Annotated in this window: 23 protein-coding genes; 8 read left to right on the forward strand and 15 right to left on the reverse strand. The window is 58.6% G+C overall.

Features of this window, described 5'->3' with window-relative positions; genetic code table 11:
* Positions 1-25: 25 nt before the first annotated feature.
* Positions 26-1,858, forward strand: coding sequence for a DUF4012 domain-containing protein (locus Q7514_RS22985; protein ID WP_330135574.1), 1,833 nt, complete (start codon positions 26-28; stop codon positions 1,856-1,858).
* 307 nt (positions 1,859-2,165) lie between these two features.
* Here Q7514_RS22985 and Q7514_RS22990 read toward each other — a convergent pair whose 3' ends face one another.
* From Q7514_RS22990 to Q7514_RS23025, 9 genes are all read right to left on the reverse strand, one after another.
* On the reverse strand, positions 2,166-3,470 hold the full coding sequence (locus Q7514_RS22990; RefSeq protein ID WP_330135575.1) for a polysaccharide pyruvyl transferase family protein: 1,305 nt from the start codon (positions 3,468-3,470) through the stop codon (positions 2,166-2,168).
* Positions 3,407-4,663: an MATE family efflux transporter gene (locus Q7514_RS22995; protein WP_330135576.1), complete on the reverse strand. Its 1,257-nt coding sequence runs from the start codon at positions 4,661-4,663 to the stop codon at positions 3,407-3,409. Before Q7514_RS22995 ends, Q7514_RS22990 begins: the two co-directional genes overlap by 64 nt.
* Complete coding sequence (locus Q7514_RS23000; protein ID WP_330135577.1) at positions 4,660-5,733, reverse strand: O-antigen ligase family protein; 1,074 nt, start codon at positions 5,731-5,733, stop codon at positions 4,660-4,662. The genes Q7514_RS22995 and Q7514_RS23000 overlap by 4 nt, the downstream gene beginning before the upstream one ends.
* Before the next feature lie 312 nt (positions 5,734-6,045).
* The gene (locus tag Q7514_RS33250; protein WP_408016163.1) at positions 6,046-7,089 is read right to left on the reverse strand and encodes a nitroreductase family protein; all 1,044 of its coding nucleotides are present in this window, start codon (positions 7,087-7,089) and stop codon (positions 6,046-6,048) included.
* A 57-nt stretch (positions 7,090-7,146) separates the two neighbouring features.
* Complete coding sequence (locus Q7514_RS23005) at positions 7,147-8,022, reverse strand: glycosyltransferase (protein ID WP_330135578.1); 876 nt, start codon at positions 8,020-8,022, stop codon at positions 7,147-7,149.
* A gap of 56 nt (positions 8,023-8,078) precedes the next feature.
* Positions 8,079-8,858 (reverse strand): glycosyltransferase, encoded by a 780-nt coding sequence (locus Q7514_RS23010; RefSeq protein WP_330135579.1) that lies wholly within the window; start codon positions 8,856-8,858, stop codon positions 8,079-8,081.
* 238 nt (positions 8,859-9,096) lie between these two features.
* Positions 9,097-10,425, reverse strand: coding sequence for a UDP-glucose dehydrogenase family protein (locus tag Q7514_RS23015; protein ID WP_330135580.1), 1,329 nt, complete (start codon positions 10,423-10,425; stop codon positions 9,097-9,099).
* Between the two features lie 116 nt (positions 10,426-10,541).
* A complete protein-coding gene (locus Q7514_RS23020; RefSeq protein ID WP_330135624.1) occupies positions 10,542-11,636 on the reverse strand; it encodes an acyltransferase family protein in 1,095 nt (364 codons plus the stop codon).
* 186 nt (positions 11,637-11,822) lie between these two features.
* A complete protein-coding gene (locus Q7514_RS23025; protein ID WP_408016164.1) occupies positions 11,823-13,391 on the reverse strand; it encodes a sugar transferase in 1,569 nt (522 codons plus the stop codon).
* Positions 13,392-13,890: 499 nt separating this feature from the next.
* On the opposite strand from Q7514_RS23025, the gene Q7514_RS23030 reads away from it, so the two are divergent.
* Positions 13,891-14,811 (forward strand): UTP--glucose-1-phosphate uridylyltransferase, encoded by a 921-nt coding sequence (locus Q7514_RS23030; RefSeq protein WP_330135581.1) that lies wholly within the window; start codon positions 13,891-13,893, stop codon positions 14,809-14,811.
* Positions 14,812-14,886: 75 nt separating this feature from the next.
* Here the strand turns inward: Q7514_RS23030 and manA are convergent, their stop codons facing one another.
* Positions 14,887-16,152, reverse strand: coding sequence for a mannose-6-phosphate isomerase, class I (gene manA, locus Q7514_RS23035; RefSeq protein WP_408016168.1), 1,266 nt, complete (start codon positions 16,150-16,152; stop codon positions 14,887-14,889).
* A gap of 451 nt (positions 16,153-16,603) precedes the next feature.
* Between manA and Q7514_RS23040 the strand changes: the two genes are divergently transcribed.
* Positions 16,604-17,362: a helix-turn-helix domain-containing protein gene (locus Q7514_RS23040; protein ID WP_330135582.1), complete on the forward strand. Its 759-nt coding sequence runs from the start codon at positions 16,604-16,606 to the stop codon at positions 17,360-17,362.
* A gap of 652 nt (positions 17,363-18,014) precedes the next feature.
* On the opposite strand, the gene Q7514_RS23045 is transcribed toward Q7514_RS23040, so the two are convergent.
* Positions 18,015-19,409, reverse strand: coding sequence for a DUF4041 domain-containing protein (locus Q7514_RS23045; RefSeq protein ID WP_330135583.1), 1,395 nt, complete (start codon positions 19,407-19,409; stop codon positions 18,015-18,017).
* A 92-nt stretch (positions 19,410-19,501) separates the two neighbouring features.
* Positions 19,502-19,933, reverse strand: a complete 432-nt coding sequence (locus Q7514_RS23050; RefSeq protein ID WP_330135584.1) for a hypothetical protein — start codon at positions 19,931-19,933, stop codon at positions 19,502-19,504.
* A gap of 495 nt (positions 19,934-20,428) precedes the next feature.
* On the opposite strand from Q7514_RS23050, the gene Q7514_RS23055 reads away from it, so the two are divergent.
* Entirely contained in the window at positions 20,429-21,076 is a 648-nt protein-coding gene (locus tag Q7514_RS23055; protein WP_330135585.1) for a hypothetical protein, read from the forward strand.
* Positions 21,077-22,031: 955 nt separating this feature from the next.
* Positions 22,032-22,802, forward strand: a complete 771-nt coding sequence (locus Q7514_RS23060) for an Ltp family lipoprotein (RefSeq protein ID WP_330135586.1) — start codon at positions 22,032-22,034, stop codon at positions 22,800-22,802.
* Positions 22,803-23,250: 448 nt separating this feature from the next.
* Here Q7514_RS23060 and Q7514_RS23065 read toward each other — a convergent pair whose 3' ends face one another.
* Both Q7514_RS23065 and Q7514_RS23070 read right to left on the reverse strand, forming a co-directional pair.
* On the reverse strand, positions 23,251-23,406 hold the full coding sequence (locus Q7514_RS23065) for a hypothetical protein (protein ID WP_330135587.1): 156 nt from the start codon (positions 23,404-23,406) through the stop codon (positions 23,251-23,253).
* A 272-nt stretch (positions 23,407-23,678) separates the two neighbouring features.
* Positions 23,679-24,194, reverse strand: a complete 516-nt coding sequence (locus Q7514_RS23070) for a hypothetical protein (protein ID WP_330135588.1) — start codon at positions 24,192-24,194, stop codon at positions 23,679-23,681.
* An 85-nt stretch (positions 24,195-24,279) separates the two neighbouring features.
* Here Q7514_RS23070 and Q7514_RS23075 point away from each other — a divergent pair, with 85 nt between their 5' ends.
* The 3 genes from Q7514_RS23075 (at position 24,280) to Q7514_RS23085 (ending at position 26,071) form a co-directional block, all read left to right on the forward strand.
* A complete protein-coding gene (locus tag Q7514_RS23075; RefSeq protein WP_330135589.1) occupies positions 24,280-24,864 on the forward strand; it encodes an NADPH-dependent FMN reductase in 585 nt (194 codons plus the stop codon).
* A 187-nt stretch (positions 24,865-25,051) separates the two neighbouring features.
* Entirely contained in the window at positions 25,052-25,198 is a 147-nt protein-coding gene (locus Q7514_RS23080; protein ID WP_330135590.1) for a hypothetical protein, read from the forward strand.
* An 87-nt stretch (positions 25,199-25,285) separates the two neighbouring features.
* The gene (locus Q7514_RS23085; RefSeq protein WP_330135591.1) at positions 25,286-26,071 is read left to right on the forward strand and encodes an alpha/beta fold hydrolase; all 786 of its coding nucleotides are present in this window, start codon (positions 25,286-25,288) and stop codon (positions 26,069-26,071) included.
* A 51-nt stretch (positions 26,072-26,122) separates the two neighbouring features.
* Here Q7514_RS23085 and Q7514_RS23090 read toward each other — a convergent pair whose 3' ends face one another.
* On the reverse strand, positions 26,123-26,302 hold the full coding sequence (locus Q7514_RS23090) for a hypothetical protein (protein ID WP_330135593.1): 180 nt from the start codon (positions 26,300-26,302) through the stop codon (positions 26,123-26,125).
* Positions 26,303-26,396 lie beyond the last annotated feature (94 nt).

Genomic DNA, 26,396 nt, shown 5'->3' on the forward strand with positions numbered 1-26,396 from the left:
AGAACACGAAGGGGGCACAGGCCGCGTGAACAATGTTACCGGTGAGTCAGATTCGTCAGGTCGGCGTCGACGCAAGGTCCGTCGACGCCTGTCCGACGAGGAGATCGCAGCACGCCGCAAGAAGCGGCTGCGCGTGCAGATCGGCAGCGGTGTCGGCGTTCTCGTGGTCGTCTGCTTTTTTGGATGGCTCGGATACGAAGGCCTCCAGGCGAAGTCGAGTCTAGAGAAGGCTCAGGATTTCGCAATGCAAGCGAAAGATGCCCTGCTGTCGGGTGATACCGACACGGCAACTCGCGCAGCCGGCGACGCCAACCGTTACGCACAGGACGCGCAGGGAGCTGTCGATTCAGCCCCATGGCGCGTGGCCGGCGCCGTTCCATGGCTGGGCAGCCCTTTCGATACGACACGTCAAATGACCACGATTGTGAGCGGTCTCACACACGATGTGCTACTTCCCGCGGTCGATGCCGGTAGTGCGGTATCTCCGGATCAGTTGATCCTCGACGGTGCGCGGATCAATCTCGCAGCTCTTCGCGACGCGGCGCCGGTACTCGAAACTACGTCCGCCGCGATTACAGACCTCGACGCGCAGGCACAGGAGGTCGACAGCACATATCTCGGACTGATCGACGACGCACGCCTGGACCTTCAAGACCAAGTGTCCGAATTGTCTGGCCTGCTGAACAATACGTCGACCGCAGCGCAGATTGCACCCGCGATGCTGGGTGCGGATGGACCGCGCAGTTACTTCATCGGGTTCCAGACCAACGCCGAGGCACGTGGGACGGGCGGGCTACTGGGCGGCTTTGCGGTGGCCCAGGCGAACGACGGCGCCGTGAGCATCGACGATGTCGCCAGCAATCGCGAGCTCACCTTCGACTACGCCCCCATCGATCTCGGACCTGATTTCAAGCAGGCCTACGGCCACAGCCGTGCCACCCAGGACTTCCGCAACAGCAACGTCAGTTCACACTTCCCCTACGCCGGCCAGATCTGGCAGTCGATGTGGGAGCAGGAAACCGGCGAGCGCGTGGATGGGGCCATCGCGACCGACCCTGTCGCGCTGAGCTACGTCCTCGAAGTAGTCGGTGATGTAACGCTGCCGACCGGTGAGAAGATCACGGCAGACAACGTGGTCGAATTGACCGAATCGACCGCATATTCCCGTTTTGGCGATGACAAACCAGCACGCAAGGCTTACCTTGAGATGGTCGCCAAGACAGTCGTCGACAAATTGACCGGCACTATCTCAAAGCCGCAGGCCCTTCTTGAAGCGCTTGGACGAGCCGCGAGTGAAGGCCGTCTCTCCGTGTGGAGTTCCGTCCCTGACGAACAAGAAACACTCGCTGGCACCGCGTTGGGCCACGTCGTCCCTAATGATCCTGCCCCATACGCAGGTGTGGTGATCAATAATCTTGGCGGCAACAAACTCGACTACTATCTGGAGCGTGAGGTCGAGTACACCGCCGGATCATGCGAAGGCGAAACACGCGACTCGACCGTAACTGTGCGTCTGACCAACAATCTTCCACCGGGCGACTACACCGACTATGTGGTGGGAATGTTCGACAACCCAACAGGTGCGCCGGCCGGTACGAACCTCGCTGATGTCGCGCTTCTTGCCACCCAGGGCGCGAAACTGAAGAAGTCGACGGTCAACGGCATGTCTAACTTCGTCTTCAATAGCACCGAAATTGGACATCCAATGTTTAACGCACAGGTCCCCATCCCTCAGGGCGAGACAGTTGAAATCGTTTACGAACTCACTGAACCCACAGCTGCAGGCGCGGCGCGCATACCACTTCAGCCGCTCGTCGACGAACCGAAGGTCACCGACAACGTGCCCGTGTGCAACTAAATATCGCGGCATTGGCCCGACCACGCAAAAAGATCCAACTGCTGACCGAGTCACGAACCTCGACCTAGAGGTGATCGTCAGGGTGTCAGACAGCAAGAGCAACCAAACACCACCACTCCAGCGCGTTCGGTCGCTCCTGTCGACTCCACACGAAGACTAGAATGCAGATAACCTCACCACCGCACAAGCTTTACGGCTGACTGAAGCAAAGCACGGCCCGCCACAGGAGGGCTCCTGGCGCGAAAAAAAATCGATCGCAGCAACCACGAGAGAAATGCCCCAAAGCAACGTCCAAGCTACGATCTCGTCAGGCAAAGGCAAGTTCTGCTCGACCACGCAACTCCTCGACATCAGCCCCCGGAATCATCCCGCTGAGTACAGAATTACGGTCAAGCTCAAGCAAGACCTCGACGATCCTTCCGCCACACCCGCCCTCGGGTTCAATGCAGAGCTCCGGCAGGCGTAACGACTCATATAGACCCTCAACCTTGCCCTGTGTAGCAATCGTAATAGGGTAAGTACCACCAAGGATCGACAGAACCGCCAGATGCATCCTGCCCGTAACAACGACAGACGCATCGCGAACAACGCCGAGTACCTGATCGGGCTCCAACAGCCGATCGACCTTTATTATCCGATCGCTTGAAACCTCGGAACAAAGGCGAGTCAACTCCTCGATATCATCGTTCCCCGGGCGCGAAACATGTGGGAGGAGGACGACACTCCAACCTGATGTGAGCAGGTAGTCGAGCACCTTCTTGTACTCTCCAACCTGATCAAACTGTTCGGCAATCAATCCACTCGCATTGACAACTGCGACGCGCCGACCATCCTTAACCTGGGAGTCCATCCATTCTTTGATCGAACCGTCCACCTGGGCTGGCGAGGTCCGAGCAAAGACAATGTCCGCACATAACTGGGCTCTCTCGACCCCATCCGCATGAATCCTCGTCAGTGAGATCGGGTCACGTACCCAAAGCTGCACCCGCTTTTCTACTCGACGAGCAGCCAGGACACTCGAATCGACCGCAGAGCCATTCCAGCTGAAGCCAAGGATCCTTGAGTCCGCACCTAGAACCGACGCAATCCGCGCCAATGAAAATCGAGAAATCGAAGCCAGTCGATTATATGCACCGTCCATTGTATCTGCTCCAATAACCCAAACCCGATCACTTCTCACAGATAAGCGGGCGAATCCAACAATGGCAATTAACCGCCGCCAGCCCAACGAATAAATTAGATCTCTGTTCTCGAAAACAGACACGTTCGGCATGTACCGCTCGGGAATCGCCAAGGAGTCATGGCTTCCCATAACAACTGCCACTTTCCCCTCACCCGCCCGATCCAGGCAAGTCTCCAGAAGCGCCTGGTCACCAATATTCCCATTGCCGGGTGCAGCAACGACACAGGTACGGAACTCCTTCTCCTCCCTGCGCCTACCAACCCTCGCCGGGAGCGCAGCCAAACCGTCCACGACCAAAACTCCCAAAGCGAACATGTTGGTGCCCATGATTCGCTTCAGTTCGCCCTTAATGAACCCAATTATATTCATCGAATTCCCTCCACTTGCTTCTTCGGCCTTGACGAAGTCGACGTCAACATCAAACCCCACGACCATGTACCTCGAAGCGCCGTTCCACCCGCAAGGCCCCACTGCGAGCCAACGGCACCTCCAAAGCTCGCCCCAGTTGCAACCGCCAATAATGTAATCGGTGCAGCCACGACCTTAATCAACATCGACGCACGCACTCTTCCTACCGCGCGCAGAACCAGACCTGGACCAACGCTTATTGCCGACACTGCCAGCGCGACTGCTGCATACGGAAGTACTTCCATGCCACCAATCGCAGCATCGCCCATCAGTTGCACAATAATTGTGTGCGGAACGAAGTGGTACACCGTCACACATACAATAGAGATAGCGAGTACTACGAGCCCATATAAGACCGGTAGCCGTTTCATAGACCTCACATCACCATTGGATGCATATCGGGTCACTTCGGGCACCAAAGCAAAATTCATTCCCAAGGTAAACACCGACAATGGCATCAACAACATCTGAGCAGCACGCAACCAGCCTGCAGCTTCCAGACCAGCTATCGCAGACACAATGAAAGTGACACCGGCAGTGAGCCCCCCTGCTGCGAGATAGTCAACGGCATAGATAGAGCCAACGTTCCGGACCGAACGTATCCAGCTGCCAATCAGCCTAATAGATAACCGGGGCCGCAATCGCCAATATCCGAATCCCACACTCAGCGCTGCCCCTGCACCCCACGCTCCAACATAGGCTGCAAATGGCATGGTCTTTGGAAACGACAGAATGATCAAGACTTCCGTCAACAACCACAGAACCTCTGCGACAAAGGCATGGGATGCTTTACCCGCATCGACGAGGGAAAATCGAACCGAATCCTGTGCAATCGAGAAGGGCAGCGATACACCGAAGGCTAGCGCCAACCACTCATCACCAGAAACTAGATATATCGTCAGACCTGCCAAGAATCCGATGCAGGCGCCGGCAAGGCTGGCCATCGCCAAGGATGCAGAACGACGTGCCTCCGACCGCAACCGTCGAATCGAGGCCTCTTTGAAAATCATCGGTTCGCTGGTCCAGGCCCGAACGATGCCAATAGCAAACCCATTCACCGACATGAGTATTGCAAATAGGCCAAGCGACTGCACTTCAAGGGCGCGTGCGATGAGGACTGTTAGAATAAAATTTGACCCGTTCGACGCAATTTGCGCCGCCGCCGACCAGCCAATCCGGCGACCCCCTTTAATAGCCTTCGCCAATAGGCTCAATTACGCGTCCTTGAAACGTCTGGAATTTCCACTGAATCCGTTCCGCCGGACCGAATTGACGATGGTCGATCAGGAAGAAATTCAGCACCCATCATGATGCCAACCAACACTACAAGCAATTCCGACGAGCCAGCGTCGTTGAGATATGGATGAATTAACATCATTCCAACTAGGCCAATCAGAAAGACGAGTATCGCCCTTCCGGATACGAACACGACAGCGTTCGACTCGGCGGACGTCTCGCGAATTCGCCGAGATAAACCAATGACCATGTTCGCAAGCAATATCAAAAATGCAATAAACCCGACTATACCAGTGGTGACCAGCACTAAAAGATACATTGACTCGACATATGCAAATACGCGATCCGATTCGCGGATGGGGCCGTAGCCAATCCACGGGTTGTCAGAAATCAGCGGGAGGTAGTCGCGCGTCCAGACGACTACTCGAAATGCCACCGTCTGAGGAAGGAAACTGTACTCCGTCGTAACCGTCTCTTGTCGGCTAAGTCGTTCGCTCAAAATACCGGTGATGGAGCTCGCACCCACACCTATCACCACCAGCACACAACCCAAGAAAAAAGCCTGGAATTTCCGGTTCTTCAAGAGCAAATATCCGGCACCCGCCGCTCCGAGACCAATCATCCCAAAAGTCATTGACGAGATCAGGCCCATACTGATACATAACGAACAGGCGGGAAGAATCCAACGACTACGAAATAAGCTCACCCCATACGCTAGAAACGCGACAGAGATTATCAAGCATAGAGCCATGTAACTCGCATACGCATGCCACGCATGAAATATTCCGATTGCTCTCGGAACTTTCCAATCCGGAATATCGACAATTGTCTTATTTCCTGTCAGGCTCGATGCAAATTGGCGAGCGCCTGGTACATCTGCCACCTGAAGGAATCCAAGAATTCCCATAAGCGATGCCATGAGGAGCAGGTATTTGATGACTCTTTTCAGCAGCCCCGACCACGCGGCACCTGCTCCGTATGCAGCAATATAAGCGATCAGCAACACCAAGGGGCCGAACCCAAACGCAAGGAAGTCTTGAGGGCCCAAGTCTGAAGAATTAAACCAATGGGCCGCCACAATCGTTGCAGTGACAGCCGAGAAGGCGAGGAGCGTCCAAAATATTGAACCCCCGATCCGCAACCTTCTATTCAAACTGAGCACTAGGTACGCACAAACACTGAGTGCCACAAATTCCGATAGACGTAACCCTGGGACGATAAGCCCCCTGGCAGTTCCCGAAACTGTCGGAATCAGCGCCAGTGCGAATGCAAGAAGTCCAACGCGGTCACGTCTCGATTCACTCGCTCTTACCGACACACTTGTCGGAGAACCATGGGTAGTACGCTGGTCCGTCACGATTCAACCAGCCGAGACTTGATGGTTTGCGCTTCGGCCCGACAACCTCACCCGATCGATATCGCGTAACGGGGATGCAGTGACGATGGCTCCATCAACTGGGTACCCGATCGCGACTAACATAATGATGACCTCGTTGTCCGGAAGATCAATCAAGCTCCGCAGCCTACGGTCCTGTCTTCGCACAGTGCTCCAATTCAGGGGACAGCTTGCGATACCACCCCCTTGCAGCGCGTAGATCAACGACATTGCGAACATGCCGCCATCGATGAAGCCTTGATTCCGTTCGCCTGGAGTGACGAATGCGTCAAGATCCGCCGTGACTACCAGAACGTGACTTGCAGTATGTCCGAAACCTCGATTCCCATTCTGGGTCTGGAGGATAAGTTCGGTAAAGTCGCCTCGTTCGAAAGCCCGCACACGGGCAGCCTGCCGATTGCAGACGCTAGGGGTAGTTTGAGCAACCGAGATCGCAGACTCAAGATCAGATGTCGACACTAACTCTGAACTAAAGTTCCGTACGCTACTCCGGTTCCGCGCAAAGACGTCGAAATTCCAGACCCCGGTGTTCTTATCCACGACCAGCGCCTCGGTTCCACCAACCACCTGGGAATGGAGCTTTTCATCCGTTAGCCTGCTCGTGGATAGGCCGCGGAACTGTGGTTCGACAAGATTCCACCAGTCAATCGGTTCGTCCTCGAATGCGACCCGATAGGCGTCAAGCGCTCCAAGCGCTCCGCAAAGTATCCCCTCGTCGTGCTGACTGTTGCCGGCGTACTCGGCACAGTTTGCGAGGAGACGCTCAACTGTCTCACGCCCAAACCATGGGCGGGGGGACGGTAGCGTGAGTCCTTTCTCAACCCGATGGAAGTCCATAACGATATGGGACTCAAGGACAGTCAAGTCCCGAGAACGGAACAGGCCCGAGGAACGTATGAACCGACGCGCATCGTGGAGATATGCATCTGTCACAAGGTACAACGAGTGCATGTTCTTGATTTTGGTTGATCGCTTCGCACGGCTACGAAGCTTACTCACCATGGACATCTTCCGTGCTCCTCACAAGGGCTGACGCGCGATGCTGGGATCCAAACTGGAGCGAGTCTAAGACGCATACAGCCTCCGAAGCTCGTCGAGCGACTCACTTTGCTCGGAAACACGTTGACGCAAAGTCGACTCGACAATGCGTGAAAACTCGGCTCTGCGGTTCGCAAGCTGAGTGGCCGCCTCCGCCAAGGCCTGAGGGTCGTGAGGTTCCACATATAACGCAGCCTCCCCTAGGAACTCACGGAGGACGGCGAAATCTGCTGTCACCTGGGGCTTACCTGCCATTAAAGCCTCGTACCCCGCGCGCTGCATAGTGTGGTCCCGGTCCGTAACAGCAACGACCCCGAGACAATCACTCAATATCCGCTCGTAGTCCCCGACATCGACATAGCCCGAGAAGCTAACGTTCGGGGGCGCTGAGGCCATGACTCTTTCTGGGGCTTTACCCGTCCATACATATTTCAGCTTCGGTGTGAGCCGGGCTGATTCAAGGAGAGCCGCAATCGGTTCGTCGTTAGCGTAACTCAGAGGACAGAGAATATACGGTTCCACCTGGGAATCTGCGTCCATATACTCCCCGACCTTAAGAATATCGTGCAGAACAATTGCATCAACCCCTGACTTACGACAGAGTTCTGCCAGCGGTCGGTTCGTCACAATCGCAAGCCGCCCCCGCATAAGACGTAGTCCCGCTTTGGTAAACCATGACCACTTCGGATCGCTGAAGAATCCAGTATGGAGATCCGCGATGAGCCGAGTCTTCGTCCCTTTAAACAAGAGGGCGACCAGGAAAGCTGGAGCTGGCGGCGCCATTACTATTACGGTCGAAGGATTCCTTTCCCGCAAAATGCGACGGGTGAATATGGCAGCGTAAAGGTACTTGACTAAAATCGGCTTAGCCGCGATATCCGCTGGCAAAAATACCGGTTCCATCCCAAGCTCACGCGCAATTCCGTCACTGCGGCCGTGATACCGTATCCAACTGATAATCAATTCCCAACACCTTCATCCACCACACGGCGCGAACTCGCATCAAGTACGTCGTCGCGTGTCAACTTAAGCGGGTCGACAGCGGTCGATATTGCAGACTGCGACACAAGGTTTGCGATCTGCATTTGGTGGTCGTCCACGTGTTCTCCTCGCGACTTGTCACGCGGAAGCACAACGGGATATTTCCCAAGCCCCAGTATCTTCAATATCGATCCCACACCGCTGTGTGTGATTACGACATCAGCGTCTTTGACCAAGGATTCAAAGTGGTCGTTTTCAACTGTTTCATATATGATCCCGGGAAGTCCCTCACGTGTTGTTGATCCCAGTTGCCACACAGTCTCATCATTTGCCAGCCCAGTACGAAGAACAGCATCGACAGCCGAATCAAATCGATAGGGTTTGATCGTTCCAAGTGTTACGAAAATTTTAGGATTACTGGCAATCTGCGTGCGCTCAACCGCACGGTAAGTACTCATAACGCTCGGACGATGCTTCCAACGGCCAGTGGCCCACCCTGCATGTTGAGCTTCCAAGGCGCTAAACCGCAGTGCATGAAGAACTCTGCCACTAAGAGACGGGCCATCTGTGCGGGAGACGCTTTCAATGTAGCGTGTCGATATCCCCGCGACTCTAGCCGCTGGCAACGCCGCGAGCGCGAGCGCGGCGCCGGTGCTCACGGCCTCGTCGAAGTCGGATCCAGTGGTTTTCAGCCGATTCCTGACGATCTGGAAAGCCTCAATCGTGCGTCTGAAATCACGGGGTGCGATGTAGGGCACTGTGAGTACCTGTTTGCCCTCCAAAAGGGACCTACTTTGCGGTGAGTCAAATGTCACCCACAGGGAATCATCAGAGGCACCAAGAGAAGGAGCCAGGCGAACCAATTGCTCAAGATGTCCTCCTGTCGAGGCTGCCAGCAGTAGCCTCCGGGTAGGTCCGCAATTCGTAGTCATCTCTCCTCCGCTTCCACCACGTGAGAACCTGCCCTCGCGATTACGTCCTTGACGGATTGTTTCATCAGGGACGACCCAATGCGCGATAGGACCAGTCAGCTGACCGCCATTTCTGAGGATCAAGACAGTTGCGGCCGTCAATCACCTGCTTCCGTCGAACCACTCCAGCGATCTCATTGGGCTCAAGGTCCCGAAACTCGCGCCACTCAGTTAGAACCAACACAACATCCGCGCCCTCACACGCCTCCTCCACACTTGTCGCGTAGTTAAGCGTAGGGAAGATCCTGCGCGAGTTATCCATTGCTTTAGGGTCAAAAACGCTGACCGAAGCACCCTGCAATTGGATTTGACCTGCAATGTTCAAAGCCGGTGAATCACGTACGTCATCAGAGTCGGGTTTAAATGCCGCCCCCAGCACTGCGACACGGGCACCGATAAGTGAACCACCTGTTGACTGCCTCGCAATCTCTACCATCCGAGTGCGGCGTCGCATATTGATGTTATCGACCTCGCGCAGAAATGTCAGCGCTTCATCGGCACCAATTTCACCCGCTCTTGCCATAAAGGCACGAATATCTTTGGGAAGGCATCCCCCACCAAATCCAATTCCGGCGTTGAGGAAACGGCGGCCGATCCGCGCGTCGTACCCAATCGCATCGGCGAGGAAAGAAACGTCCGCCCCCGCAGCCTCACACACCTCGGACATGGCATTGATAAAAGAGATCTTGGTCGCAAGGAACGCGTTTGCTGCCGTCTTGACCAGTTCCGCAGTGGAAAGATCCGTGACCAGAAACGGAATACCCTCGGCCAAGGGCTGCTCATAGACCTTTCGCGCAACCTCTTCAGCACGACCCGCGCGAAACTTATCCGTTCCCAAAACGATCCGGTCGGGGTGAAGGGTGTCGGCTACGGCAAAGCCCTCCCTGAGGAACTCCGGATTCCAAGCAACTTCTACATCTACACCTGCTGGGGCAAGTTGCTTTACTCGCTGCGCGAGCTTCATTGCGGTTCCGACCGGGACTGTCGACTTGCCGAATATCACTGCAGGCCTCGACAGGAGCGGCGCAAGTTCTTCGATGACCGAATTCACGTACGTCAAGTCGGCACCAAATTCTCCACGTTTTTGGGGTGTACCTACTCCAATGAAGTGAACATCCGCGAAATCAGCGGCATCTGCATACGAGCTCGAGAATCGAAGTCTTCCATCTTTGATGTTCTTCTGCAATAATTCGGCGAGCTCGGGTTCGTAGAATGGCAACTCACCGGATTCCAGTTTCGCGAGTTTCGCAGAATCCACATCCACACCGACTACCTCATGCCCAAGTTCTGCCATGCAGGCAGCATGAGTGGCTCCAAGGTAGCCTGTCCCGAATACAGCGATGCGGCAAGTCATTAGCTCTCCGAGGTCTGATCGTGATCTGGTCGCACTGTCTTGAATAAATAGGTAAGAGTAGAAACTAAAGGCTTTTGCCCCAACAGCAAATAGAGTTTCCTTGCAATCCCAAAGGGCTAACCACGTATCTCCTGCTCATAGGGATCGGCAGCCTTAGCCTTGTGACCGACACTGACAAACCACTCGGGTGCCGCGTACAAACCCGGCACCCTCTTCGTCAGGCGATAAACTCCGATCGACAGAGGCGTAGCAGCAGTAGTCAACAACACGGCCACAACCAGTGGAGCCGCTGGCAATGATCGAAGCGCCCCACTCATGTATACGACCGCCACAGCAATAATGAAATAGTGGAGCAAATAGACCTGGAGAGTCTGCCTACCGATCGACTGTAGCCACCGCGTGTTGAGCAATTTTGTGACCCAGCAGCTAACAAACAACATGCTTGCGACCGCGAAAATTCCGGTTAAGAGCCGAACGCCCGGCGAATCCTGGATGTCTAGTAGATACGATCCTCCCGTTAGCAGGGCTAACAAGATGAGTGTAAAGATCGTCCCACCGCCACCGATTCCCGATACCGTCGCGATGATTTGACCCCGCAGTCGCAGCGCAATTGCGAAGAAGAACCAGTAAGTAAGGATGCTGTCCCATTCGTAATCACCTGTCGTCACGAATGAGCTGAAGAGAATAGACACTACACCCGATACTGCGAGAACCGCGTAGGCAGGGATCCTCGCTGTCGCCAGGGAAACTGCAAAATATATCGCCAATGCATAGATGAACCACAGCGTCCCGGACGGGGACCATGCCGACTGAATAAGGCTAGATACCGTACCGGCTTCGCTGCTCTCCAGCGGCCAGTCAATCACCGAGAACACGACGAATCGGATCATGGACCAAATGACGTAGATCCATACAAAAAGGCCAATTCGTTTCGTCCAGGTGGTGCCCCAGCCACGTTCAACCGTCTTTGCGCCCAAGAGACCAGCGCACACAAAGAACAGCGGCATGCGGACTGAGACAAGCAGATTGTCGAGTTTGGTCACGATAGATGATCCGATTTCGATCGCCTCGTCGAAAATCACTGCATGATGGAATACCACCATCAGAATTGCGACGCCCCGAGCGAAATCAATCCAGCTAAGACGCGTTGGTGGACCATGACCCGAAACTGGTTGCGCTCCCTCAGTCAAGTCATTCCTCTCGGCGGACATCGTTTTCGTTTCTGGATTCAACTGCGTAAATACTCCATGGGGTCACTTGCTCAGTCTCCCTGTATTGATCACTTCACCTGTTGGTCACCGCTGCCGTATCCAGTTGCTTTGCAAACCAACAATTAGAACCGCAGCGCACCAAGGCACGTGCTCCCAAGCCAGCAAGGCTGAAGCCAGCTTGCGCTATCAGTACGCGCCATCCTTCGCGAGCACTGCCTTGACAGTTTTTCCGATAATCAACACATCCGAGACCATCGACCAATTCTCGACATACGAAAGGTCCAAGCGCACCGACTCGTCCCACGACAGATCCGAACGGCCACTGACCTGCCACAGACCCGTCACACCGGGACGCACCAACAAACGACGCTTGACGCGACCGTCGTAGTTCTCCACCTCACGACGCAACGGCGGACGCGGACCGACCACACTCATCTCACCGCGCAACACGTTGATGAACTGCGGCAGCTCGTCGATGCTGTACCGGCGCAGCACCTTGCCCACCCGCGTCACGCGCGGATCGTCGCGCATCTTGAACAGCAGGCCGGCGCCCTCGTTCTGCACCAGCAACGACTCGACCATCGCGTCGGCCTTCGTGACCATCGACCGGAACTTGATCATCCCGAACGGCTCACCGTCCAGGCCAATTCTTTCCGACCGGTAGAACACCGGGCCCTTGTTATCCAATTTGATGGCAACAGCCACAACTGCAAAGAGTGGCAGGAGAACCAGCATGGCCGCGGCGGAGAAGGCTAGGTCGAAGAGTCGCTTGCCACTGCGTTTGGCGCCGTGATAGCTCGGCTTCTCTACGTGGATCAGCGGGAGCCCGGCAACAGGCCGCATCTCGATACGAGGGCTTGCCACATCGACAACGCCGGTCGTAACCACTAGATCAACGCCGTGCGGATCAAGCTTCCAAACCAAGTCCTTGATGCCTTCAGGGCCCAAAGTCTCGGTAGCCGCCACCGCAACCGTGTCTGCACCCGATGCGCTGAGTGCCTCGACGATCGAATGCTCGTCGCCGAAGATCGGCACCGACCGACCATCTACGTCGATCTCATCACCCACCGATCCTGAGTAGGCTGGAACACACACTCCGACAACTCGGTATCCGTCGGTGAATTTGCGCTCGAAAGTACTTCCCAGATGCCTAACTGCACGGGCACCCCCTACCACCAGTACAGAAGTAGTGAATTCCCCGCGGCGGCGCTTCCGAGCCACTGCCTTTCGCCACAACCACCGGCTGACCAGCAGTCCGAAGAGTCCGACCGGCAAAGCAATCGCCAAGTAGCCACGCGCGAGTTCGAGCTGGAAGACAAGCGCGGCAATTGCTATGAACCCGAACAATCTCAGTGTGCTGGACACGACCCGTTGATACTCGTCGTAACCAGCGCCGATCACTCGCCGCGACCGTGTACGGAACAGACGAAGATTTGTCAGCCAAGCAACGGCAATCCCTACAGAAATAAGCGTGTAGTTCAGCGTGCTGACCGGATCCATCGTCAGCAGATTCTCGTGGCCGAACCGGACGATGTGCGCCAATAGGACAGCCAGCGTGACAATTATTGCGTCAGTCCAGAACAGGCGACGCACATACGCCGCCTGCCAAGCCCGTCTTGTCCCGGTGGTGTCTGCGCTCCCCAGCGCACGTACCGAATCAGCGCTGGTCGCATCGACTTCCGAAGCGGATGTCCGCTTCTCTCCGACGGCGGTCACTGTGAACCAACCCTCATGATTGTCTCCTCCCCGAGACATGCCTACTGTCCAAGGGCGGTTACGACCCACGGCCGCAACCCTCCCCGGTCACGCGCCAGCGTCAGACACCGCCCACTCTGTCGCATTGAGCGTCTATGCGTGAGCACTTCGAAGCATCACTGCCCGAGCCACCCACGATTGAGACTGTAACGTTACTTACCTCCGTTAGCAGGTTGAACCGATGTCCAGATGGCGCGGAACTCACCGCCCCCTACTCGCGATGCAGTTTGCGTTACCCGACGCCACAGCAACGAAACTGCGGCATCCCCTTTGACGGAATACCGCTGAGCTTCCGCCATTTTCGAAACAACACCCGATTCGCGCACTCAAGCAATCAGCCATAGACTTCACAGGCCGGAACCCATCCATCTCGCCGACACAGGCAATCAATCTCTACCGAAAGAGACGCATATCACATTTCGGTGACGTGCCTTGATGAGTCAAATAGAGGATTTCCGGACAACTTTCACAAACTCGACAGGGGAGGCGAGGTTCCACAATGGAAGGAAAAGCGATAGTGCACACAGCATTCCGTACTGCTGTAGTGCCAGCAGCGGGAATGGGCACACGATTCCTGCCCGCAACAAAGACTGTTCCGAAGGAACTGTTGCCGGTAGTGGACACGCCGGGCATCGAGTTGGTCGCTGGGGAGGCGGCCGATTCAGGCGCTTCGCGACTGCTCATCGTCACCGCCCCGGGCAAGCACGGAGTTGTCTCACACTTCGTCGAGGACCTGGCCCTCGAGAGCCACCTCGCAGCCAAAGGCAAACACACACTGCTCGAGAAGGTCCGAAAGTCGTCAAGCCTGCTCAATGTGGAATCTGTGATTCAGGATCGCCCGTTAGGTCTCGGCCACGCCGTCGGCTGCGCCGAGCAGTCCCTCGCCGACGACGAGGACGTGATCGCAGTGCTCCTCCCCGACGATTTGGTCCAGCCCGCTGGGATTCTGGAGACGATGTCCCGGGTTCGTGCTGAACGCGGTGGGACCGTGCTCTGTGCAATCGACGTCCCAAAGGCACAAGTGAGCTCGTATGGAGTCTTCCACGTCGAAGAGGTCCCCGGTGTTGCTCAGGCGGATGTGATGAAGGTGCTCGGCATGGTGGAAAAGCCTCTGCTCGCTGATGCTCCCTCTACACTCGCCGCTGCGGGTCGCTACTTGCTTGATCGTCAGATCTTCGACGCACTCCGACGCATCAAGCCCGGTGCCGGCGGCGAGCTTCAGTTGACCGATGCGATCGCCCTTTTGATCGAAGAGGGTCATCCCGTCCACGTGGTGGTTCATCGCGGAACCCGTCACGACCTTGGCAATCCCGGCGGGTACCTGCGCGCTGCGATCGACACCGCACTGAACGGCGACGAATACGGGCCAGAGCTTCGGAAGTGGCTCACCAATCGTCTCGAACTGAGCGGCGACAAGTAAGGGTAGACCCAACAAGCGAGTGGGGCGGCTGAGGAGCAATTGTTGCTCCATCACCGCCCCACTCGCTTGCGCCATTCAAGGGGTCGTCGCAATGAATACCTGCGAATCGCTATCGTCTGCGAAGATGGTGACTGTTCCACCTGCAGGAATCCAGATCGATTCGCCCTGTGCCACTTCGAAGCTTGAATCGGGCGCCGTGGTCTCCACGCCACCCACTGCGATCCTGCATGTACCTCTCGTACACAGCAGAATTTGCGGGCCTGCGGCCGATGAACAAGCAACCGAATATCCCCCGGCGCCGCACCTACCAATTTCGACACGACGCAATTGGAACTCGGAGGCCGGCGTCGCGTATTGCAATACACAGGCGTTCTGGAGCCCCGCGAGAGGCTCCGGATGAACAATCGGTGGCGCGACCGACTCGAACCGGAGAACACGGACTAGTTCACTCCGATTGATGTACTTGGTGGTCATGCCACCACGTAAGACGTTGTCCGAGTTCGCCATGATCTCGATGCCCGCGCCCCGCAGGTATGCGTGCAGGTGACCCGCACCGAGGTAGATTCCCTCGCCCGGACGCAACGTGATCAGGTTGAGGAGCATTGCGGCGAGCACACCCGGATCACCCGGGTACTGTTTGCCCAGGTCGATCACCATCTGCGCTTCATCCACGAAGTCACCGTCAGGGAACCCCTCGATGTATCTCCGACAAGCCCCCAACACGAGCGCCACGAGCCCCTGTGACTCAGCGTCGCCGAGGTTCAACCAACCTTCGAACAGATCGCGTAGGCCACCTCTCACCAACAACCGTGCGGATTCGGCTAGCTCCGGCAAATCCAGGGCTCTCAAGAGTGCAAGCGTTCGGTCTTCATCTCGAAATCCAGCCAGGGCGTGGAATTCGGTGAGCGCAACGAGCAGTTCGGGTTTGTGGTTGTCGTCTCGGTAGTTACGCGTCGGCGAGTTGATCGGTATTCCTGCCGCATTCTCACGAGCGAAACCGGCGCGTGCCTGGTCGAGGGTCGGATGGGCTTGGAGGGACAGAGCAGTCTCAGCAGCTAGCACCTTGAACAAGAAGGGCAGCCGAGGTCCGAACTTATCAACACATTTCGGTCCGAGTGCTGACGTCGGGGCCCTGTCGATCACATCCGAAAGCAACACGCCCGTTTCCAGCATCGACGGGCCGCTTGGGTGAGCACCCAGCCATAGTTCGGCTTCGGGAAGGTCTGTAGGGCAAGGCCGCCCCATCAATTCAGCGATTGCACTGCGGGAGCCCCACGAATACGACTGGACAACTCCGTGAATGCGTTGTGCGGCGTAAGCGCTGGGACCTCCGACATCCAGACCGCTATCTTCATTTGCTTCGACGCTATTCAATCCGTCCTCGACCCCCTCGATTGCATATATCTCTGCCGTGGCATTTGGCGGCTATTCGCTTGATCGCTTCACGGAGAACTGTGAAGTGGTGGGCACACCGTTGAGTCCTCTGCACGACTGAGGGGAGGATGCCGTGCAGACTGCAGCAAAAATGAGGCAGACCCTACGGTCATGTGCCGTACAGACACATTCCGACCGGGCCAATCCTAGGCGTCGGGCGTCACGGCCGCGACTTGGGTATTTTCATCCGAGTGGTTGACGCTTGCCAACGCCGGTGACAAGATGATCAACCACACGCGACGAACGTGTGTGCGAATAACTGAACAGAAGGCCCGCCGCGACTGGCATCGCGACGGGCCGGATGTCCGACTGAATAGGAGTCGAACATGCGTCAGCATACCTATGTGCAGGTGTCATCGTGAGTATCGAAGCGATCACCTGGACACTCAAACACGCTGCTATTCCTTCCCCCACCCCACCTGGCATGCCATCGGCGCCGGCATTGACCTTGGTGCTCCTCGGGTTGGCGAACCACGCGTCACGCCAGGGCAAAAGTGCCTTCCCGTCGGTGCGCACCCTCGCCGGATACGCCCGCATGAGCGAGCGCCAAGTGCAACGCTGCCTCAGCGCACTCGTCGAACTCGAAATCATCGCCCACGGCGATCAGAAGACTGTTGCGGCCACTATCTCCCGTGAGGATCGTCGCCCCACCTGCTACAACATCCGCATGTCGCAGGGTGGCAACCGGTCCAGCAGCGCTGGATGCCCGGAGTTGCGGCGGTCAGGCAGATCGCGTGTCGAGGTCGCGCACCATGCCGCCGCGATCGAGGTTTTCGGTAACGCCCGCTCCGGCATCACCATGACTGATGAAGCGTTCACCTCGCGCAGGTCCTGGACGACGGACATCAGTGTCGACCATCAGGGGGCGACGTTGGTGATCGAGTATGACGGCGTGTACTGGCATCGCAGGGACGCGAAGATTCTTGTCGACCAACGCAAGAGCCTTGACCTGCTTTCGGCAGGGTGTGTGGTGGTGCGTCTGCGGGAAGATGATCTGCCCACCCTCGAGATCGAGGACCCGTGGTATCGGGAGATTCGGGTGCGTTCGGCGGCGCCGCGCCCCCGAAGGGTCATGGAAGACATTCGCAGGTGGATCGAGGATCTACCAACTGGCTGATCGCGCGCGGCTGTCAACCTCGACCCCGCTGGCGGTGACAGGATCGCCGAATGAACCGCGATATCGCATTCCACACCGGTGCAGTGGTGGGTCTGCTCATGAGTGGTTGGGCGATAAGGAGAGCACGTCCGGAACTACCGCCTCGACCGGTGAATGATGTTGTGTGGTTGTGGTTCTCGGTTTCCGTCGGCGAAGCGATCACCTCAGCGTCAGCACTGATTGTGCTCCTTGTTGTTGGTATCTGGTTGGAATGGCTGATCGAACGCTACAGCGGCGTTCTGGCACCGCTGGGTGCGGTCGTCGCGGCTGCGATTGCATCGGCAGGCGGTGCCAGGCTGGCGATGGAACAACTGCGAACACCAATAGTGCACGAGTCGAGGACGCAGAGAGAGGATCCACCCCGCCCGGGTTTTGGTCCAGCTGATACCGACCGAGCCCGAGGCGCGGGGCCTGTTGGCGTTGATGCCGCCGCTCGAGGCGCGCCGCGCGATGATCGAATACTGATACCAACATCGACAGTCGCACGGACACCGACAAGCGAAGGCGCCCCACCTGCTACAACTCACCGATGGTACGCGTCAGTAACGCAGCGACGGCCTGATTCCGGAGCGTCATGACTTGCCGCGAACACTGCGGACGAGTGCTTTCACAGTCAGAACGCAGGGTCCTTCTTCCCAATGCTGACCCGATACTCCTCTGCCTCAGGCTCGGCCGTGAACGAAAGCACTTCGCCGACATGCGTACGCAGTGTCCCGAGCACGTCATCCGGGGTGGCGTAGAAGAACTCGCGCCTCGGATTCACCTTGTTCACTCGCCGCTCGGCGAACGCTTCGTGCAACTTCGCTTCGACGGTCACCGCATCCTCGGAAAAGAACAACGCGTGCACATCGAAGCGGAACGGCACCGAAGCGTCACCGAGCTCACGCACCCTGTCCATCGGATCAAGCCGCCGTGTCATTCCGATCTTGACCATGTTGATCCCGAAGGCACCCATGTTGGAGATGACGTAGACGTACCCTGCGCGGATATTCGCTGCGCGATAGTCCACATCGTCGATCGCGTGCTGGACGTCGGCGAGCTTGGCCCGCAGGCGTTCTGCCGCAGCACTGTCACCATTGGTCTCCAAAGCTGCCAGTGCGGCCTGGTAGTGCGCCAACTCTTTGTCCAGCTTGGCGCGTTCGGCAGCCAACTCCTGCTCGGCCTTCCGCTGCTCACGCATCTCTTCACGACGAGCCCGTTCGGCTTCCTTCTCCTCCTGCACCTTCTGATGCACATCGGCCGCGAGTTCGAGTTCCCTCAGTCGCAGACGGTGATAGTGGTCCGTCACACGCAGAGCAATCATCTGGCCCTGGCGGGCGATCTGCTCGGAGGCTTTGAACAACCGCGCGGAGGCGGCACCAAGGTTTCCGGCCTTCACCGTCTTGACGCAGTTCTCAGCTTCGGCGTTGTAGGCGCGCAGCATGATCTTCGACATGTCCGCGACGAACTTTCGCCCCTGCGCTACCGAATTGTTGAACGTGAAGTTCGACGTAGCGGTGATCGCGGTCTTGTCGCGGACAGCTTGTTTGATTGCTGCCTGCACGCGAGCGAGTTCGTCCTCGAGCTGAACGGACGTCTCGGCTGGATGGTGGTATCGATACAGGCCCACCGTCTGCAGTCCCTGCTTGTCTTGCGTCTCGACGAGTTCGACTCGCGCTGCCGCGATTTGCGCATTCAGATCAGCGTGCTGGACGTGCAGGGCAGCAACTTGATCGTTCAGGCGGGCGGTTTCGGCGTCGAGCGCATCCACCCCACCAATGCCCATCCGATCGATGAGAACGCGCAAGCGGTCCACCTCGGCCTGCAGCTCCTGGGCACGCTTCTTCCCGTTGAACAGCGTGATGCGCTGCTGCTGCGGCGACACCGGACCCGCGGGCGGCAGATCCGCCGGCGGCTGACCGCTCTCCGGAGTGAAGGGATGGACAGCCGACGTCCACTGCACTCCGTCCCACCAGCGCAGCTGCGGCAAGCCTCGAGGATCGGGATGCCATCCAGGTGACGCACTCATAGACAACAGATATCAGATCCTGACGTGTTCGGGCTGCGGAGACGCTTACACGTCTCCAGGATCAAGGCAAGGTGGTCAAGCCCCTCCCCCGATCACGACGCGATTGCGTAGTTGAATCCGCCGTTTCGGTCACGGCTCTCATCGCGGGCCACAAGGGTGGACTGCGGTGCCGCACCGGAACTGCCTGAGAACAGCGGGTAGCGCACCTCGTAGATCGCGGCATGGACATAGGTCGAGTCATCGTTGTCGATCGATGACCACACGTAGGAACCGGATTCGATACCGACCTCGATGGCCGCGCAGTACGTATTCGCGTCGACCTTGTTGTTCAAGGTGACGTACTTGTCGGCCATGCCGTACCGGTCGTAGTAGGTGATGTGATTGCCATTCGGGTTCGCACTGCAGAACACGTACTTGACCGTGCTGCTCGAGACCGTCACCGCCTGCGCTACCGGCGCGGTGAGCATCGCCGCTCCCGCCGCAAGCGTGGCAGCACCGGCGAGGGACGTGATCAACTTGTTCATGCTTTCCTATCTTCCAATTCCAAAGTTACGAGAATCGAGCACCAGTCCCCCTGCTTCCTTCGCTCCGATACGGATGCAGGGCGGCAGCAGTGGCTATTCGCAAGACTTGCTCAATGGAGATTCAGTCGCGGATCGGAGATGTCGTACTCCGAGCAAGTATGGCGATAGCGGTGGCGATGACGACGGCGATCAGGCTCGGCGCAAGCGCCACTACCGCCTGAGCAAGACGAGGGGCGAGAGGCCCGATCTCGGCATGGATTTCGTCGTCATGGCTGCAGACTACTTCCTAGCGCCGACAAATCACGAACTGGTACAGCCTATGTAATTCGATCGGATGACACGCCATCTGCCCAGAATGCGACGGCACCCGGCCGCAGTCCCTGGTTCGGACAAGGCTCGAGTTCAGCGCGGTAACAGGACGCTCTCAGCCGCCGATTCCATGTCGAGTCGACCAGACTGTCCCGTCCTCAACTGAGCTCAGCCGGAGGTAATTCCATGAAGTCCGCCGCTGTCTGGGTATTCGCTGGAGCTCTGTTCTTGGCGGGATGCAGCAATGACGGCGGTAACGACGCACCCGCAAGAACAACGACGTCTCCCACGCAGACAGCGGAGACCACGACGTCGGCACCACCTCCGACTCTCTCCGGCACCGTCGAGGCGTCCCCGAGCGAAATCCCTGACGAAGTACCGATTGTCGACGAGTTACCCACCGAACGGGCGTCCGACGAGCCATACGTTGTCGAATGCCTCGAAGGAACACCCGGGCCTGCTCTCTTCAGTGACGGAACCAAAGCCTTTTCGCAGTGGTGCTTCGATCAGCTCGGCGGGGACGAGTACCTTCGACAGGAACGCGAAGCGAACACCTTCGAATGCGATGGGCAGGTGTGCCGCAACCCCTATACCGGCGTTACCTATCCGGACCCTGACGCCCAGTCACAGTTACCCGTCGGCACAACGTCTGATCGCGGCTACTCGTGCTACGAAACCGGCTGCTACTGGCCCAATGGATCGCCCGTTACCAATGCCGACCGATGCGGCACACGCTGCGGGGAGCCACCGACATCCGCCGAGATCCAGACCCAGCACGGGTGCGAAGCCGGCTACATCACCGATCCGGAGCTCTGCGCCGTCGACGCGTACTGATCTACGCACCCCTGAATACCACTGCGAGGGGAGCCCGCTCGTTCACACTCCCACGCATGACCTCCGCCGCGGTCGTCCCGGCGGCGCCTGGAGTGAGAGCTGAAACCGCGAATCTATAACACCCAGTTACAGGAACTTGTCACCAGGTACGCAGCAGCAGGAGGCGACGGGGGTCGCAATGGATCATCAGTGCTCGGAAGGCCCCTTCGGGTCGATTCACCTGCGCCGATGCAGTCGTCCGGCGTGTGAGACCTGTAACTCACGGATTCATCCAAAAAAATGACAAAGAATTTGTAACGCCCTCATAATTGCTTCCGATGACGAGGACATGGTGCACCATTCTCGAACGCCGAGCCGAAGGCGAGACCGACGCAACATCGCCTTCTGGGCGTTCCTTGTAGTGGCTGCAATCGCTGCTGCCTTGATGTACACGACGATCGAGGGCAGGGAACCGCCCGCCGCCAATACCAAGCCGGCCTACGAACCGATCAAGCCGACGATTCCAGCGCTCTCGCCGCCCCTGCATCCGCTTCCGCAGATCCCGGAAACTACTGGGCCTGTTCCGGTTCCAGCCGGACGCATTTCGACAGGAGCCGCCGAGTAGCCCATTCTCGAATCTGCCACGGCGGTCGACGGGCGTAGGTGCTCATCGAATCGGATGCGCAGGTGTCCCTGAGCCCGCATTGTGTGACGATGTCGGGTAGACGCGAATGACACGGGCACGAACACCCGGTCGACCGTAAGCAACTTCCTCTGCGACGCACGGGTGCATCCGGGACCGGCATTTCGCCACTGACCCTCCATACACCGCCGCGCCTCTTGTCTCGCATATCGACGACGTTCCAACCGATCGCGGAGATACCGACGATTCGATCTGAAACGACTATGTCGCAAACGATCTGACACGAACTTCATGTGCAACACCAAGCGGTTGCCCCCATAGCAAGGAACAGCCTTGACGACACCTGCTGGATGGCTTCCCGATCCCGACGGCTCCGGACAACTGCGCTGGTGGGACGGGCAACAATGGACGTCAGCCGTTCACTCGCCCGAGGCGAGCTCGACACCGTCCGACCACATGTCGGCGCCGCAACCAGACCCGGAGCCCGGCACTTCCAAACGCAAGAAGTGGCCGTGGGTCGTGGGCGTCGTCGCGGTGCTCGTCATCGTTGTTGGTGCTGTGAGTTCTCCCGATCAATCCACAGGCAATGACTCTGACGCCCAGACAACCACGACACGGTCGAGTGCGGTAGCGAAGGCTCCGGTCACGACGAAGTCGACGACCCCGACAGAGACTTCAACACCCCACGAAACGCCAGTCGCACCCGTCGAGACAGTGACGCTGCCACCCGAGACCGTGACGGTTGCGGCCACAGTGACGGTCGAACCGCAGAGTGCCGCGCCGGCAAGGGCGGAGCCCGCGACGACGAGCGGAATGACAGGTGGCCACAGGAACGCTGTACGGTCGGCGCAGAGCTATCTCGACTTCTCTGCATTCTCCCGACAAGGCTTGATCGACCAACTCGAGTACGAGGACTACTCGACCGAAGACGCAACATTCGCCGTGGACTACGTGTCGCCGGACTGGAACGAGCAGGCGGCGCTGTCCGCGGAGTCCTACCTCGATTTCACCTCCTTCTCGCGACAGGGCCTGATCGATCAGTTGGTATACGAGGGATTTACCTATGAGCAGGCGCAGTACGGAGTTGCACAGACCGGGCTCTAGCCGAATCACCTCTGGCAGGACGCCGTGCACAGAGAGTCAGACCAGGGAGTAGGCAGCACAGGCATCAAGCTCGCGGCCCTTGGCGGTACCGATACGGCCCCACCGTCTGCAGTTCCGGCTGGGCGTGCGTCTCGACGAGTTCGACTCGCGCTGCGGCGATTTGCGCTTCGAGATCCGCGTACCCGGCGCGCGAAGCAGCAGCTTGATCGTTCGGACCCACCGTATCGCCCGTCGCCAATGCCGACCGGTGCGGCACTCACTGCGGGGAGCCACCGACGTCCGCCGGGACTGTGACCAGCGAGCATCTTCGTACTACCGGTGTCGGACTGGGACGAAGACGCGAACACCTGGACAGGCCACACTCGGACATCCGAATCAGATGACCGAGGGTTACGGCAGATCCACGTCGGTGCTCACGTTCTGATCCCACGTCTCACGCGCAGAGAGTTCACCCGGCGTCTCTCCACGTTTCGTCGGAGGAGTGGTCCTCGAGTGGAGGCGGCGTCTCGTGGCGGTCGCGTGCTGCGATCACCCGTCCGAACACCAGGGCTGCGACGACCGACAGCATGAGCCATGCGATGAGCAGCCAGACGATCCAGTGCATACCTCGCGTATCGGCCGAATCGGATGATCGTTACCGGCAGAAACAGGCATCACCCTACGATTCACCCCACCCGCAACGCGCCTCGATGACCTCTCGACCTGGTGATCGCAGCCAACGAGAGGCACCCATCCGCCGCGGCAACCACATCTCGATGCTCAGCAAGCTCAACCGTGTCGACGGCACGTGAACGCTGACCCAGGCATGGACCGGGTTCGAGGCGGAGCTTGCGTCCTGATCGTCCTGTCTCCACCCGATCCCATTACCAAGACGGCTCAGCTACTGCCGAAGGACGGAGCTCCGGCGCCCGGAGCGGGCAGAGCGGGGGCTGCACCCGGCACTGTGACGACCGTGGACGCCTGCTGGACAGCGAAAGCCTCCAACGGGAAGAGGTCGAGAACCTCCCCGATACCGGGATAGTCCGACGCCCACATGGCCGTGTTGTCGGCATTACCGCACGACGCCAACACAACATATGAGCCGTCGGGAACCTCCGTCACCGTCTGCGTGGTGGCGCCGGGCTGCACGTCACCTGACGTGTAGAGCGACTGACCCGGCGCCATAACTTCCCAGATCGGAGGCAAGACCCCGCCCGGCGCAGGAGCGAGGGAGGTCGTGCAGGTCAGGACTCCCCCGGTGTTGTTGGTGATCGTGTTGGTCACGCTCGTGCCGTCGACACCGAATGCATAGGCGACATCGCCTGCGTTGGCTGCTGAGGCCACAGCAGTAGCTGCCATGGCCAGGGGGACAGTCGCCGCAGCGATCAGGGCGGCGCGGGCAATCGGTCGCATCGAAGTTCCTGACGGTCGAGGAATGTGGTCCTTTGTGATCTTGCTGTATGCGCGAGCATCCGGCAGGTTTTCGACACAAACCGGCTTGGGAACCGTCGGCGCCACCACCAAGAGCGAGCGATGCAGCGTGCGTGGGAGCATCGACCTTGTGAACCTACTGCTGTTATCCGGGAGTACGAGAGCGAAATCGACCAACGCTGCCGCTCTCGCGTCGGTCGCCGCCTCCGCGCCTCCCACAGCGACCACAACGATCTACCGCGGGTTGTCGGCCCTTCCCGCGTTCAACCCCGACGACGATCACGATCCACTCCCCGACGAAGTATCCACTCTCAGGCAGCTCATCCGAGCCGCAGACGCAGTACTGTTCTGCACACCCGAATACGCCGGCACTCTGCCCGGCAGCTTCAAGAACCTCCTGGACTGGACCGTCGGGGGAACCGAGATGGCCGACAAACCGGTGGCGTGGATCAACGTCGCCGCACCGGGTCGTGGGCACGGCGCCGGGAGCACCCTCGAAACCGTCCTCGGTTACGTTGGAGCGCAATTGATCCCGACTGCGTGCATTTCCGCACCGGTGGGGCGGGACGACGTCGACGACGACGGAGTCATCCGGAACGTGGAGATCTCACGGACACTGGCGCAGATCTGGGTCGAACTACGACGGCAGTGACGGCCAGAGACCTCACCGGGACCTCGCCTGGATGCCCCGCCGTTCACGGCGGCGAGGAATGGTGTTCGACATGTCGGACCCTTCTGTTGTCATGAGGAGATGAGGACCGCGTACAAGGGACACCGACGCCACGCTGTCCGAGTGGAAGAAAACCGAGGAGCTTGCGTCCCTCGGCGAGGTGTCCTCGGTGCCGCTTCAGCAGACGCTGCGCCACCAGCACACCGCGTTCCAGTCGTTCTTCAGGCTCGAAGGCGGCCGTGAAGTGGCATCTTTCGCCGCGAGACAGCGGCGTGGGCAGATCTCGTTGGTGCCCGTGTCGCCCATGGCAACGTAGCCCACCATTTCCGAGTGAAGTCCCGCTACAGTTCTGCGCGGAGGGACGTCGCAGATCTTCATCTCGCACCGGAATCGAGGCTCTCGAGTGGCAGCACCAATTACATTGGAACATCAGCGGTTCGGCGCATCAGGCGGATACCCGGTACTCGTCCACCACGGCCTCATCGGATCGGCATCGGTGAGCCCCGACGCTGCGAGCGAGGCCGCACGCCGCAACATCGAACTCATTGCCCTCGCGCGGCCGGGATACGGCCGCTCTGCACCACAACCGATGACGAGCATCGGCGACTGGCATGGCATCGTCACGCCACTCCTCGACACGCTGGGGATCGAGAGATACAGCGTGTGGGGAACCTCCGCCGGCGCACCCTACGCATACGCGCTTGCCGCCCTCGACAGAGAACGGGTCGACAGTGTCGCCATCACGAGCGGACTGGGATACCTCCCCGACACCGAAATCCTCGCCGAGTACGACACCGAGTCACAGCAGGCGTTCGAAATGTTCCGGACCGCATCCTTCGACGACGTGCGCAACTACTGGAGCCAGGCTCTTCGCGCATCCCTCGAAGAGCAGGGGGACGACGGCGAGTGGACACAGATCCTGCGCAGTTCACTTGCACACGACTGCGCCGGCCCGGCACGTGAGGCGATCCTGCAGCAACAGCCCTGGGCTTTCGAACTGACCGCTCTCACGTGCCCTGTACGCATGTGGCACTCCCGTGACGACACGATGGTGCCGTTGACGACCGCGGAGCTCACACGGAACCTGATGCGTCATGCCGAACTGACGATCCTTCCCGGCGACGAGCACATCCCCACCGCCGGCATGGTGCGCGAAGCAATGGACTATCTGCAGTCGCGATCGCGATAAAGGATCCGCCATCTGCAAAGGTACGGGTGGCGACGTCCGGCTCGCAGTCCCTTACCCGGTCGACGACCTGTCAATTCGCGCGCCGCCGAGGTCGACGATGCGCAGCTCGATCAGATCGCTGACGTAGCAGCCACCGTGCACATCGCTCGGAACGACCAGGCGCGGCTGATCGAGTGGCTGCCCGTCCTCGATCTTCTGCGTCGCCGCACGCCACCAGCGGTGCGCACACAACAACGGCTGTATCGCACACGCTCGGCGGTTCCTTCCGGCACCCACCCCAGCTTCCCGCTCCCGCGATTTCTGCAGCGGGAAGCTGAAAATCGCG

The sequence above is a fragment of the Rhodococcus artemisiae genome (assembly GCF_036327795.1).
In the GTDB taxonomy this organism is placed as follows: Bacteria; Actinomycetota; Actinomycetes; order Mycobacteriales; family Mycobacteriaceae; genus Rhodococcus; species Rhodococcus artemisiae.

Coding starts and splice junctions, on each gene's coding strand:
- Q7514_RS23030 (WP_330135581.1), top strand. CDS start 13,891: ATGGAAGGAAAAGCGATAGTGCACACAGCATTCCGTACTGCTGTAGTG.
- Q7514_RS23065 (WP_330135587.1), bottom strand. CDS start 23,406: ATGCACTGGATCGTCTGGCTGCTCATCGCATGGCTCATGCTGTCGGTC.
- Q7514_RS23050 (WP_330135584.1), bottom strand. CDS start 19,933: ATGAACAAGTTGATCACGTCCCTCGCCGGTGCTGCCACGCTTGCGGCG.
- Q7514_RS23020 (WP_330135624.1), bottom strand. CDS start 11,636: ATGTCCGCCGAGAGGAATGACTTGACTGAGGGAGCGCAACCAGTTTCG.
- Q7514_RS23005 (WP_330135578.1), bottom strand. CDS start 8,022: ATGGAACCGGTATTTTTGCCAGCGGATATCGCGGCTAAGCCGATTTTA.
- Q7514_RS23045 (WP_330135583.1), bottom strand. CDS start 19,409: ATGAGTGCGTCACCTGGATGGCATCCCGATCCTCGAGGCTTGCCGCAG.
- Q7514_RS23025 (WP_408016164.1), bottom strand. CDS start 13,391: ATGTCTCGGGGAGGAGACAATCATGAGGGTTGGTTCACAGTGACCGCC.
- Q7514_RS33250 (WP_408016163.1), bottom strand. CDS start 7,089: ATGTCCATGGTGAGTAAGCTTCGTAGCCGTGCGAAGCGATCAACCAAA.
- Q7514_RS23015 (WP_330135580.1), bottom strand. CDS start 10,425: ATGACTTGCCGCATCGCTGTATTCGGGACAGGCTACCTTGGAGCCACT.
- Q7514_RS23055 (WP_330135585.1), top strand. CDS start 20,429: ATGAAGTCCGCCGCTGTCTGGGTATTCGCTGGAGCTCTGTTCTTGGCG.
- Q7514_RS23070 (WP_330135588.1), bottom strand. CDS start 24,194: ATGCGACCGATTGCCCGCGCCGCCCTGATCGCTGCGGCGACTGTCCCC.